General features: G+C 50.9%; 10 protein-coding genes. 2 read left to right on the forward strand and 8 right to left on the reverse strand.

Annotated features, from left to right (window positions below; all coding sequences use genetic code 11):
* Positions 1-38 precede the first annotated feature (38 nt).
* The 3 genes from feoA to greB form a co-directional block, all read right to left on the reverse strand.
* On the reverse strand, positions 39-263 hold the full coding sequence (gene feoA / locus D8682_RS16995; protein ID WP_064542784.1) for a ferrous iron transporter A: 225 nt from the start codon (positions 261-263) through the stop codon (positions 39-41).
* 858 nt (positions 264-1,121) lie between these two features.
* Positions 1,122-3,452 carry a Tex family protein gene (locus D8682_RS17000; protein ID WP_064542787.1) on the reverse strand — a complete coding sequence of 777 codons (2,331 nt, stop codon included), beginning with the start codon at positions 3,450-3,452 and terminating at the stop codon, positions 1,122-1,124.
* A 119-nt stretch (positions 3,453-3,571) separates the two neighbouring features.
* Positions 3,572-4,045, reverse strand: coding sequence for a transcription elongation factor GreB (gene greB / locus D8682_RS17005; protein WP_064542790.1), 474 nt, complete (start codon positions 4,043-4,045; stop codon positions 3,572-3,574).
* Between the two features lie 236 nt (positions 4,046-4,281).
* Here greB and ompR point away from each other — a divergent pair, with 236 nt between their 5' ends.
* The gene (gene ompR, locus D8682_RS17010; RefSeq protein ID WP_100036865.1) at positions 4,282-5,001 is read left to right on the forward strand and encodes a two-component system response regulator OmpR; all 720 of its coding nucleotides are present in this window, start codon (positions 4,282-4,284) and stop codon (positions 4,999-5,001) included.
* Complete coding sequence (gene envZ, locus D8682_RS17015; protein WP_064542794.1) at positions 4,998-6,356, forward strand: two-component system sensor histidine kinase EnvZ; 1,359 nt, start codon at positions 4,998-5,000, stop codon at positions 6,354-6,356. The genes ompR and envZ overlap by 4 nt, the downstream gene beginning before the upstream one ends.
* A 55-nt stretch (positions 6,357-6,411) precedes the next feature.
* Here the strand turns inward: envZ and pckA are convergent, their stop codons facing one another.
* From pckA to D8682_RS17040, 5 genes are all read right to left on the reverse strand, one after another.
* Positions 6,412-8,031 carry a phosphoenolpyruvate carboxykinase (ATP) gene (gene pckA / locus D8682_RS17020; protein ID WP_064542797.1) on the reverse strand — a complete coding sequence of 540 codons (1,620 nt, stop codon included), beginning with the start codon at positions 8,029-8,031 and terminating at the stop codon, positions 6,412-6,414.
* Positions 8,032-9,018: 987 nt separating this feature from the next.
* A complete protein-coding gene (gene hslO / locus D8682_RS17025) occupies positions 9,019-9,897 on the reverse strand; it encodes an Hsp33 family molecular chaperone HslO (protein WP_064542806.1) in 879 nt (292 codons plus the stop codon).
* Positions 9,898-9,925: 28 nt separating this feature from the next.
* Positions 9,926-10,327 (reverse strand): ribosome-associated heat shock protein Hsp15, encoded by a 402-nt coding sequence (hslR, locus tag D8682_RS17030; RefSeq protein WP_064542809.1) that lies wholly within the window; start codon positions 10,325-10,327, stop codon positions 9,926-9,928.
* On the reverse strand, positions 10,327-11,007 hold the full coding sequence (yrfG, locus tag D8682_RS17035; RefSeq protein ID WP_121814755.1) for a GMP/IMP nucleotidase: 681 nt from the start codon (positions 11,005-11,007) through the stop codon (positions 10,327-10,329). Before yrfG ends, hslR begins: the two co-directional genes overlap by 1 nt.
* A gap of 60 nt (positions 11,008-11,067) precedes the next feature.
* Complete coding sequence (locus tag D8682_RS17040; protein WP_121814756.1) at positions 11,068-13,209, reverse strand: intracellular growth attenuator family protein; 2,142 nt, start codon at positions 13,207-13,209, stop codon at positions 11,068-11,070.
* Positions 13,210-13,475: the final 266 nt, after the last annotated feature.

Here is a 13,475-nt window from a genome sequence, read left to right on the forward strand (position 1 = left end):
AAGAGAATTGCAACGAGCGCAAGCGCTCACCCCGCCAGTCAGGCAATGGCTTCAACGTGCAGTAATTCGAGATCTTTTTTTCGTAATACCAAACTGACGCGACGCGTTTCGATATGAATCGGATCGCCTAAAGGTGCGACACGCACAACGCTGAATGAAGAACCGGGCAACATACCGAGTGACAGTAATTTTTGGCGATATGACGGGCTAATTTCACTGGCAAAGCCGGTAATTTTCCACGTACTTTTTGGTAAGAATCGCATAGGACGGACCCACTTAGAGTTGTGCTCTGGTATTTACGCTAACGAGAGATTTCGTTGGATAAAGGAGAAATAACGAACAAACCAATGATAATGAGAATGGTTTCTGTCTTCAATGATTATTTTTGTGATGAATAATACGTTTTGGTTTATTTAAATCAGGCCGGTTGATTGTTTTACCAGTGCGGGTTTTATGAGGGTGTTTATTATTATTTTATAAATAACAGTATGTTATGAATTTTTAAAAATGAAGAGTTTATTATTTTATCGTTGTGAATGTTGTCTGAATATTTCATCTGTTACAGCTGTGATAAATATTGGTGTTGTTTTTACCGTTTTTTAGGAAATTGATCTATCGCAAACTCATTCTATTTTTTTGACAAAATTCAGATAATGCTAATGAAATGTTGTTAATAAGCAGTTGGGGATTAAACAGGCAAATTGTGCTGAATTGGGCGAGAGGGGAAATAATAACCCGATGTTTCCGCCGCTCCCCTGACGAGCCGGCTGTCTCTTAGTCACATCTTTGAGGGCCGGTTCCTGCCGAGCCGGAGAAAGTTCCGTTCACCAGGCGATAGCGTGTTTATGTCGCGACTGAACTGGTGAACGTCTTAGGGTGACCACCGTCGTCACCCTAAGAACCCGGACTCCCGGCAAATCAATCACCGGGCGACGGGGTCGCCAGGGGGATGTCGTTATCCCACTGGCACGTTCACCGTTTTCGGGAATTAAAGAGATAACTGAACACACGGGTGAACGGAAAATCAGCAAGACTTACAGATCTCGCCCTGACAAGATTGCCAGGGCGAGTTGTGGATAAGAGACAGGACGAGCCGGAGAGGGCGGAAAAATGGCTAACGATTAACGCTTTTTACCTAATGCGGCGGCCAGCGCATCACTCATCGCACTGTTGCCCGCACTGCTGCTGGCGTTATCACGCCCGCGAGGTTTCTGCTGTTGTGCCGGACGGCGTTCGTTTTGCTCGCGTGGTGCACTGCCACGGCGGTTGGATTCGCCAGGCTGTTCATCAAGACGCATCGTCAGCGCGATACGTTTGCGTGACATATCCACTTCCATCACTTTCACTTTGACGATATCACCGGCTTTCACCACTTTATGCGGGTCGTCGATGAACTTGTCGGAGAGCGAGGAGATGTGAACTAAACCGTCCTGATGGACACCGATATCAACAAACGCACCAAAGTTAGTCACGTTGGTGACGGCACCTTCCAGCACCATGCCAGGCTGAAGGTCGTTCATGGTTTCGACGCCATCGGCAAATTTCGCGGTTTTGAATTCTGGACGCGGGTCACGGCCTGGTTTTTCCAGCTCTTTGATGATGTCGGTCACCGTTGGCACACCGAAACGCTCGTCGGTAAATTCACGGGCGCTAAGGCCGCGTAACGCTTCACCGTTACCCATTAAATCCTGTAGCGCCTGTTCGGTCGCCGCCAGAATACGCTCCACAATCGGGTAGGCTTCCGGGTGAACGGTTGAGGCATCCAGCGGGTTGTCACCGTGGTTAATGCGCAGGAAGCCCGCGCACTGTTCAAACGCTTTCGGCCCTAAACGGCTGACTTTCAGCAACTGCTGACGGTTCTGGAAGCGGCCATTTTCGTCGCGCCAGTTAACGATGTTCTGCGCCATCATGCGCGTTAAGCCGGCCACGCGAGTTAATAGCGGCACCGAGGCAGTGTTCAGATCCACACCGACGGCGTTCACGCAGTCTTCGACTACCGCATCCAGCTTCTTCGCCAGCTGCGACTGGCTGACATCGTGCTGATACTGGCCGACGCCGATAGATTTCGGGTCGATTTTCACTAGCTCCGCAAGCGGGTCTTGCAGGCGACGGGCAATGGATACTGCGCCACGAATCGAAACGTCAAGATCCGGGAATTCCAGTGCTGCCAGCTCAGAAGCTGAGTACACCGAAGCGCCAGCTTCACTGACAATCACTTTCTGCGCGGTGACTTTCGGGAATTGCTCTTGTACGTCGAGGAAGAAACGCTCGGTTTCACGCGATGCGGTACCGTTGCCGATAGCCACCAGTTCAACGTTGTGTTTTTCGCACAAAGCCGCAACGGCAACCGCGGCTTTCGCCGTTTGCCCGGTATGGGGATAGATGGTATCGAAGGCGACTAGCTTGCCGGTGGAATCAACCACCGCGACTTTCACACCGGTACGCAAGCCCGGATCCAGACCCATGGTGGCGCGTAAGCCAGCTGGAGCCGCCATCAACAAGTCGTGGAGGTTACGGGCAAAAACGTTAATCGCTTCATCTTCGGCGCGTTCGCGCACGGTGCCCATCAGCTCGGTTTCAAGGTGCATCAGTACTTTGATACGCCAGGTCCAGCTCACCACGGCACGGCGCCAGGCGTCTGCCGGAGCATTGTTCAGGCGCAGGCCGAGATGGTCGATAATCAGCTGTTCGCAGTAGCTTTCACGCGGTGGCTCGTCGTGCTGTGGATCGGCATTCAGTGCCAGCTGCAAAATGCCTTCATTGCGGCCACGGAACATAGCGAGTGCACGGTGGGATGGGGCGGTGGCAATCGGTTCGTGATGGTCGAAATAATCACGGAATTTTGCACCTTCCTCTTCTTTGCCTGCCACCACGGTGGCAACAAGATGGGCGTTCTTCCACAGGTAGTTACGCACTTTTGCCAGCAGCGCGGCATCTTCGGCAAAACGCTCCATCAAGATATAGCGTGCGCCATCCAGTGCGGCTTTGGTATCAGCGACACCTTTATCGGCATCAATGTAACTTGCTGCGGCTTCTTCAGGTGTGTGTGACGGGTCATTCCAAAGCAGCTCGGCCAGTGGCTCAAGCCCTGCTTCGATAGCAATTTGCCCGCGCGTGCGGCGTTTTTGCTTATACGGCAAATAGAGATCTTCAAGCTCGGTTTTGCTCAGCGTGCCGTTAATGGCCGCGGCGAGTTCGTCACTCAATTTGCCTTGTTCGGTAATGGATTTGAGGATCGCCTGGCGGCGGTCTTCTAATTCGCGCAGATAACTCAGACGGGTTTCTAACTGACGCAGTTGCGTGTCATCCAGACCGCCGGTAACTTCCTTACGATAACGTGCAATAAACGGCACGGTATTCCCTTCGTCCAGCAGGCGAACGGCAGCATCAACCTGTTCATTTCTGGCCTTTAGCTCGCTGGCAATAATGCGGCAGAGTGAATCATTCATCATGGTTTTTCATCTGTGTTAGTCGAAATTTCAGGGGATAGTTATACGGATTGGAGGGTAAAAATGCCAGCCACAGCGCCCGAGAGGTGATGAATCAGACTGTTCTGTTGCTGGCCTGTGGCCTATTTCACATACTCGATATCATTGATGTACCACTGGGCTTCACCTGCCGGAGTTTGTACCACCGCCAGATCGCCCACTTCTTTTTTCAGTAGCGCACGTGCCATCGGGGAATCAATCGAGATGTAATCTCTGCGACCAAAAATTTCGTCGTAGCCCACAATGCGAAAACGCAGCTGGTTGCCGTCATCGTTTTCAACCTCTACCCACGCGCCAAAGAACACTTTGCCTTCTTGTTGCGGCGAATAGTCGACAATTTTCAGCTGTTCGAGGCATTTCGTGAGATATCGCACTCTACGATCTATTTCTCGCAGCCTTTTTTTGTTGTACTGGTAGTCGGCATTTTCACTGCGATCGCCCAGACTTGCCGCCCAGGTAACCTTTTTTGTCACCTCAGGACGCTCCTCACGCCACAAAGTGTCCTTTTCTTGTTTGAGCTTTTCGTAGCCTTCACGGGTAATCAGTGGCGTTTTCATTATCAAGCCTTGAATGGGTAGCACAATAAAGGTGATTTAAACCGAATTATCAGGGTGATGGCAATCCCGGAGATCTGCGAACTACGTCATTATTTTTGCTGAAAAAGTGCCTATAACCATCTGTTTAATATGCTTTGTAACAATTTCGACTAGAATATATACCAGAATTGACTGGTCGTAACGCCGCAGTTTTTTAAGAATACGCACTCACTGTTCGAGCCTTTGGGAGTATAAGAATGCAAGAGAATTATAAGATTCTGGTCGTGGATGACGACATGCGCCTGCGTGCGCTGCTGGAACGTTACCTCACCGAACAAGGCTTCCAGGTCCGTAGCGTTGCTAACGCAGAACAGATGGATCGCCTGCTAACCCGTGAATCCTTCCATTTGATGGTCCTTGATCTGATGTTGCCAGGCGAAGATGGTTTGTCTATCTGCCGCCGTCTGCGCAGCCAAAGCAACCCAATGCCAATCATCATGGTAACCGCGAAAGGCGAAGAAGTTGACCGCATCGTGGGCCTGGAAATTGGCGCTGATGACTACATTCCAAAACCGTTTAACCCGCGTGAACTGTTAGCACGTATCCGTGCTGTTCTGCGCCGTCAGGCTAATGAACTGCCTGGTGCACCTTCTCAGGAAGAAGCGGTTATCGCCTTTGGTAAGTTTAAACTGAACCTCGGCACCCGTGAGATGTTCCGTGAAGACGAACCTATGCCATTAACCAGCGGCGAGTTCGCGGTTCTGAAAGCGTTGGTCAGCCATCCGCGCGAACCGTTATCACGCGATAAACTGATGAACCTGGCCCGTGGCCGTGAATACAGTGCGATGGAACGCTCAATTGATGTGCAGATTTCTCGTCTGCGTCGCATGGTCGAAGAAGATCCTGTGCATCCACGCTATATCCAGACCGTTTGGGGCCTGGGCTACGTATTTGTGCCGGACGGTTCCAAGGCATGAGGCGAGTCCGCTTCTCCCCCAGAAGCTCGTTTGCCCGCACGTTATTACTGATTGTCACCTTGCTGTTCGTCAGCCTGGTGACGACCTACCTTGTGGTGTTGAACTTTGCCATTCTGCCGAGCTTGCAACAGTTTAATAAGGTACTGGCTTACGAAGTTCGTATGCTGATGACCGATAAACTGCAACTCGAAGATGGTACGCAACTGGTGGTTCCGCCTGCTTTTCGGCGTGAAATCTATCGTGAGTTGGGAATCTCTCTCTATTCCAATGAAGCGGCGGAAGACGCGGGTTTGCGCTGGGCGCAGCATTACGAATTCCTCAGTCATCAAATGGCACAGCAATTGGGTGGCCCAACCGAAGTGCGCGTTGAGGTTAACAAGAGCTCGCCGGTTGTCTGGCTGAAGACGTGGCTGTCGCCGAATATCTGGGTCCGTGTACCACTGACTGAAATCCATCAGGGCGACTTCTCACCGTTGTTCCGCTATACGCTGGCGATAATGCTGTTGGCGATTGGTGGTGCATGGTTGTTTATTCGTATCCAGAACCGACCCTTGGTTGACCTGGAACACGCCGCTTTGCAGGTCGGTAAAGGTATTATTCCGCCGCCGTTGCGTGAATATGGCGCGTCAGAGGTGCGCTCAGTTACCCGGGCGTTTAACCATATGGCCGCCGGTGTGAAGCAGCTCGCCGATGACCGCACGCTGTTAATGGCGGGCGTCAGCCACGATTTACGTACGCCGCTCACTCGTATTCGTCTGGCAACAGAAATGATGAGTGAGGAAGATGGCTATCTCTCCGAGTCGATTAACAAAGATATCGAAGAGTGTAATGCGATAATCGAGCAGTTCATCGATTACCTGCGTACCGGGCAAGAGATGCCGCTGGAGACTGCCGATCTCAACAGTGTGTTGGGTGAAGTGGTGGCCGCGGAAAGTGGTTACGAGCGGGAAATCGACACCGATCTGCAAGCAGGCGAATTGCTGGTGAATATCCATCCGTTATCCATTAAACGTGCTGCCGCCAATATGGTGGTTAATGCCGCGCGTTACGGTAATGGCTGGATTAAAGTCAGCAGTGGCGGTGAGTTAAACCGTGCCTGGTTCCAGGTAGAGGACGACGGCCCAGGGATTAAACCTGATCAGCTCAAGCATCTGTTCCAGCCATTTGTGCGCGGCGACAGTGCTCGCAGCACCAGCGGTACCGGTTTAGGGTTGGCGATTGTGCAACGTATTATCGACAACCATAACGGCTTGCTGGACATCGGCGTTAGCGAACGCGGTGGTTTGCGGATAAAGGCTTATTTGCCGTTGCCGATGAATAAATCTCCTCAGCCTCTCAATAACGAGCGGGAATAAAAAAAGCCCTCTCAGAGAGATTGAGAGGGCTTTTTACTATCAATTACAGTGCGAATTACAGCTTCGGCCCTGCACTCACCAGTGCTGCACCTGCTGGAGTGTCAGTGTATTTATCAAAGTTCTCGATAAACAACTTAGCCAGTTGCTCAGATTTTTCCTGCCACAATTCTGGGGATGCGTAGGTTTTACGTGGGTCCAGAATGTGGGTATCAACACCTGGCAGCGCAGTTGGAACCGCAAGGCCAAAGATTGGCAGCGTGAAGGTTTCAGTGTCGTCCAGAGAACCATCCAGAATCGCATCAATAATCGCGCGCGTGTCTTTGATGGAGATACGTTTGCCTGTGCCGTTCCAGCCGGTATTAACCAGATAAGCCTGAGCGCCTGCGGCCTGCATGCGTTTGACCAGCACTTCTGCGTATTGAGTCGGGTGCAAAGACAAGAATGCAGCACCGAAACAAGCGGAGAACGTTGGTGTAGGCTCTGTGACACCGCGCTCTGTACCGGCCAGTTTGGCAGTAAAGCCAGACAGGAAGTGGTACTGAGTTTGATTTGCCGTCAGGCGTGAAACCGGAGGCAGAACGCCAAAGGCATCAGCGGTCAGGAAGATAACTTTGTTGGCGTGGCCCGCTTTAGAAACCGGTTTAACGATGTTATCGATATGGTAAATCGGGTAGGAAACACGGGTGTTTTCGGTTTTAGAACCGTCATCAAAGTCGATAGAACCATCGTCACGCACGGTGACGTTTTCCAGCAGCGCATCACGGCGAATCGCATTAAAGATTTCCGGTTCTGCTTCTTTGGATAAACGAATGGTTTTTGCGTAGCAGCCGCCTTCGAAATTGAACACGCCGTCATCGTCCCAGCCATGTTCATCATCGCCAATCAGGCGACGTTTTGGATCGGTAGAAAGCGTAGTTTTACCGGTGCCAGACAGACCAAAGAACACAGCTACATCGCCTTCTTCGCCGACGTTTGCTGAGCAGTGCATTGAGGCTATGCCTTTCAACGGCAGCAGGTAGTTCATGATCGAGAACATACCTTTCTTCATTTCGCCGCCGTACCAGGTCCCGCCAATCAGTTGCACGCGTTCGGTAAGGTTAAAAGCGATGAAGTTTTCAGAGTTCAGACCCTGTTCTTGCCATTGTGGGTTAGTGCATTTTGCACCGTTCATCACCACAAAATCAGCTTCAAAGGTGGCTAATTCTTCGTCTGTAGGACGGATGAACATGTTTTTAACGAAATGAGCCTGCCAGGCCACTTCGGTAATAAAACGCACTGAAAGACGGGTATCTGCGTTTGCACCGCAGAAAGCATCAATAATAAACAGGCGTTTTCCAGACAGTTGGTTGGTGACCAGGTCTTTCAGATGGTGCCAGGTTTCTTCGCTGAGCGGTTTATTATCGTTTTTACCCTTACCATTATCCGCCCACCACAGGGTATCGCGCGTCGTGTCATCACGGACAATGTATTTATCTTTCGGGGAACGACCGGTAAAAATGCCGGTATCAACAGCAATTGCACCGAGATTTGTTTCTATGCCGCGCTCAAAACCTTCCAGGTTGGGATTTAGTTCTTCGTGGTACAAGGTGTCGTAATCAGGGTTATAAATCACTTCACTTGCGTCATGAATTCCATAAGCCTTGAGATCTTGCGGGGTTATGCCTTTAACTCGCATTTCACTGCTCCTTAGCCAATTTGTACTGCTTGAGATTGTAGGGTTGTTTATTGGTTGTTAACCGCGACACCTATCATAGATTTGAGCATCCACTCGAATCCATATAGCGGAAAACGCTGTGAAGCGAGTCACAACGGGGTGAGAGTATGGCAGGAAATATAAATGCATCGGGGAAAATATTCTGAATATGTTAAAAAATAGTGCGATTAACGGACGAGGTGTGACTGAGAGCGCACTTGTGTGCAAACTTTGAAATTGATTTAGGCCTGGATGCCCTCTCCCTGGCTCTCTCCCTGATGGAGCTGTCTCTTATACACAACTCGCCCTGGCAATTTTGTCAGGGTAAGATCTGTTAGCCTCGCAGGTTTTCCGTTCACCCGTGCGTTCAGTTATCTCTTTAATTCCAGTAAACGGTGAACGTATTAAGGAGTTAACGCCAACTCCTTAATAATCCAGGCGCCCGGCAAATCAATCGCCGCTAAAGCGGTAAACACCGTTTTTCACCCAACATTCGGGGTCGTTCGCGATTCGTTCCCGACGATCGCTCTCTCACGTGGCTCCCGGCCACGTGACCCCAACTGAAGGGTAAAAAACGGCGCGATTGAAGCCGGGGACAAGGTCAAAACCGTTCTGGCCTTTGACTTTGAATTTCGGGTCCGGCTTAAATCGCCTCCATTTTGACTCCAGGTGGCAGGGTCCAGCCGTCGGGAACGGCTGGAGGGCGCGATCGTCGGGAACGAATCGCAACCGACCCTGACACGGAGGCAAAATGGAGGTTTACCGCTTGCGGCGATTTATTTGCCGGGAGTCCGGGTTCTTAGGGGGGCGACGGTGGCCCCCTAAGACGTTCACCGGTTCGGTAGCGACATAAACACGCTGTCGCCTGGTGAACGGAACCGTCTCCGAATCGGCAGGAACCGTCTCTTAAAGATGTGTACAAGAGACAGCCCACAGGAGAGGGAGAACGCCAAAATGGGCAAAAAACAATCAATGAACCTGCGGATCTGCCGGGGAGGCGTTGTTGCGGATCTCAGCAATGTCCATCGAGTTGAACACGTAGTGGTTGCCGCAATAATCGCAGTTCATGTCGATTTCACCTTCGTCTGCGATGATGCTGTTCACTTCTTCATCAGGCAGAGTTCTCAGCGCATCGGCACAGCGCTCACGTGAACAAGTACATTTAAATTCGACGTTTTGTGGGTCGTAAAGTGTTACTTCTTCTTCGTGATACAAACGCCACAGCACATCATTGGCTGGCAATGTCAGTAACTCTTCAGCCTTAATTGTCTCAGTCAGTGCAGCCAGGTGGTTGAAGTCGTCTGCTTGCGCGTCTTGAGCTGGCAGCACTTGCAGCAGCATACCGCCAGCCACAGGTTTGCCTTCAACATCGCCGGTGCGGATAAACAGGCGCGTTGGGAGCTGTTCGGAACGCAAGAAGTAATCTTCCAGGCATGCCGCCAAAGTATCGCCTTCCAGCCCAACCACACCTTGATAGCGCTCGCCTTCAGCCGGAGTGATGGTGATCACCAGGTAGCCATTGCCCACCAGGGTTTTCAAATCTGCATCGGCAGGGATTTCACCTTTATAACGCGCAACACCACGCATTTGCTGGTTATTGTTGCCGTTGATGACGGCAAGGTTCATTGGGCCATCACCCTGCAATTGTACGGTAATGTCGCCATCAAATTTGAGGGTCGCCGTCAGCAGGCTGGTCGCGACCAGCAATTCACCAAGAATAGTTTTCACCGGGGCCGGGTAATCATGGTGTTCCATGATTTGCTGCCAGGTATCGGAAACCGTTACCAGTTCACCGCGCACGGCGAAGTTTTCAAACAAGTAACGATGTAGTTGGTCGTGTTGAGCCATAATTTTCTCTCATGCATCAAGATGGCAGCTATTCGTTGCCACCGTGTTTAAATTTCATCAAATCGCGACGCTCTTTTTTATCGGGGCGTCGGTCGGGGTGTGGCATCGTCAGCGCATTCATCTTGCGTGCCAGCGCCACTTTTTCCCGTTTAGTGATACTTTCTGCTGTCTCTTCATAAAGCTGTGAGGCATCAGTGGCCGGACGACGTTGCTCAGTAATGGCCAGCACTTTGACGGTTTTCTCGTCATTACCCTGGCGGAGTGTCAGCATGGCATTCAGCTCAACGATTTTACTCGGCTTGCTGCGTTGGCCGTTGTAATGCACTTTCCCGCCTTCCACCATTTCCCGGGCAATGGCACGGGTTTTATAAAAACGCGCTGCCCACAGCCATTTGTCGAGACGCACACCTTCAGACGCTTTTTCTTTCATCACGACTCCTTAAACATCAACTTCGGGAGTAGTTGGCGATAATCGTTCAATGCCGGATGGCGTTGCCAGGTTTTGTCGGGCTGGCCTGAATCGGGATTGGTCACACCCAGGCAATAGCGAATGCCAAACTTCGCAGCGGAATCCAGAATCGGTTCGCTATCATCTATAAATAGCGTTTTCTCAGGTTCCAGCCCGGTGTGTTCAGTAACGGCTTGCCACAACCGCTGATCTTCTTTCGGATAACCAAATGTGTGGGTAGAAAGTAATAAATCAAGGTGCTGAGCTAAACCGGTATGTTCAAGTTTGACGGCCAGATTATGCGGATGCGCATTGGTCAGCAAAATGCGGCGCTTTCCGCAGGATTTAAGGGCGTCAAGGAACGGGACGGTATCTTCACGTAACACCGCATTTGGCCCTTGTGCGGTGGTCATCGCACAAATATCCAAACCCAGACGCTCACTCCAGTAATCCAGACAGTACCAGTTTAGCGTATGTTGCACCGCGTGATATTCCTGACGAATCAGCTGATGGGCTTCATCCAAAGGAATCGATCTGTGTTCACTGAGTGTTTCTGGAACCAGTTTCTGCCAGAAGTGATTGTCGAAAGCGAGATCCAACAACGTGCCGTCCATATCCAGCAAGACGGTATCGACCTCTTGCCAGGCAATATCAATATGCATAGGTTCGGACCTGATTAAGAAAAACTGCGTGACAGGTTAGCACAACCTGTCACGCGAAGTTTAGAACAGCGGGCGTACAGCGGAGATTGTGGTAAGAGACGGATTGATGCAGTTGTCATAGTACTGCTGGATTTGCGCCAGACGGTTGCGATTACGGCGATAACGGCGAATAGCCAGTACACCGTTAACCAGCAGACAAATAACCATGCTGATAAGCAACAGCGTGGTACTGATGTAACTCCATAGTCCGCTGCTATCCGGGACTCGGTGCAGAGTAATATGCTTAGTGCCGTTCGCATCCTGGCTAATGCCGGTAATAATGCCTTCGGCTTTAAATGGCGTTTTGAGCAGCATTTCAGCTAGCCGCTGGAACTCAGACCACTGCTCTTGCGCTGGAATATCGTATAGCGGAACGGGCGGCAACGGTTGCTCAACAAGGTCGCTACCTTCGTCACTAATAATCACGTATCCGCCTGGTGCTGGACTATTCAGAGCCTGCGCCGCGCGTGATGTTTCACGGATAAAGAACGGTGCCGTAGAGGTGGTCACCAGGTTATCCAACGACTCGGCACTGACTGGGCGCAGCAGTACATTCACGCCAGCGAGTCTTCCAGAATCCGCTTTTTTGGTCAGCGTATCCCAATCTTTGGTATTGCCGAGGTTTACCAACGCATTTTTCAGTCGTACACATTCGTCGTCACTGGTACAAAGCGCCTGAGTTTTCAGCACAATACCGGCGAAATCGTCCAGCAACACCATGCCTGATTTCTGAATCGCACTGCGTAACTGCGGGTTAACTTTTGAATCATCGCTGGCCTGCGGATGGATTTGCCCACTCACTGCCTGCGTTAACGCCGTGGCTTTATCCATAATATCTGATTCCGGCACCGGCAGAGATTGGGCGGTATTCCAGATAATTTGTGAACAGTCGAACGGCGTAAACGGATAAGTTTGTCGCGTGGTGTAGTTTCCTGGCGTATGGACGTTACACATCCCCGTACCGTTTACTTTCAGCGTGTCGCCAACCCGGAGCGTTGTTTTATCGAGATCAGCCACCGTTTTGGCTTCGATAGTTTTCGCGCCTTCCAGCCAGGAGATACTTAGCTTGAGCGGCATTTCTAAAGGTACCCAGATTGTCAGCATCGTCAGCACTAACAGGCTACCGATGGCAATCACCAGGTTGCGGACCCAGTGTTGGATAGGGAAGTTGCGGACTTCGTCATGCAATGACAGAAAACGCCCCTGGCGAATGACATGGCGGTCGAGATAAATATCAATATCCGTTTTTTGCCCGAGATCCTGAGCAACATACGGTTGCCAGTGAGCTGGATAGATCAGGTCGATTATCCCTAACGAGATATTATTAATCTGTTCCTGATTTGACTCGCCAAATAGCCCCCAGCGTTTAGGCGTGCCGCGTAAGCAGTGAACTTCACGCAGCGCATTTTTTGCCGGCGGAGCAAATAAACCCCACAGGCTCGCGGCCAACAGCATAAAGGCGCCACCCACTAACCACGGTAAAACGACCGACGGGGTCACCAGACACAAAAACAGCATAATGAAAGCCACACAGATGAGTAAGGCCTCGCGTAATCCGTCGGGACGACTCAGCGCGTACTCTTCAGGCGTTTCCTGGCGGATATTCAGCAGTTCTATTTGTTCGCTTTCTTCCCCACGAATCGACGCCTGGCTGTGAGGGTTCTTTTCCAGAGCGAAACCAAAATTTTCGCTGCTGTAATCGATAAGTGTGTGTCCGTTAAGGGAAATCACCAGCGGCATGGTTTCAGTACGAATCAGCTCAACGTAGTTATCGTTGGTAATGTACTGTTCCCAGAATGGCGGAAGATGTACCTCTACAGAATCGAGGTAGTAACGCCACTTATTCGGATCGTCGGTGGATAAGCCATAGCGGGTGATAGCGCGAGTGAGCGAAAGCGCGGTGTTACTCAACGCATTGAGCACCAGTTTGGGCGGCGCGGCGCTGGCACCAGAAGGCCCGACGATATCCTGCGTGCGGGCTAAAGATTCGATGTAATTTTCAACAGCGGCGCGTTCATCAGCAGTTAGCTTGCGCGAGGTCGCGCCACTAAATGATTGTGCTTGTGAGACACGAGCGCGTAAGCGCAGGTTGCGCCAAATCAGCCACCCCGCAATTAAGATGCAGGCCAGCATAGCAGCTAAAAGAAGTAATAAGGTGCTCATGCTTTCCCCATCAAACACTCGTTTTTTTATTAAAACGCAGCAAGTTGCACCCCTTACAGCATTCGGGCGTCTGCCCAACAGACTTTAAGCTACATCTTTATCGGCAGCTATGACGTCTTTCTTGAGACATTTTTGGTGCATAGCGTGCTGTAACATAATGTTAGCAAAGCGACTTTGCGAGAAATATCAGCAAATTCCTATTTCATTTGCAGCCCGTTGACATGTAGCAGAGACTGAGAAAAATCACTGTAAAGTTACAGGAATGT

The organism is Buttiauxella sp. 3AFRM03 (assembly GCF_003675305.1).
Lineage (GTDB): Bacteria > Pseudomonadota > Gammaproteobacteria > Enterobacterales > Enterobacteriaceae > Buttiauxella > Buttiauxella ferragutiae.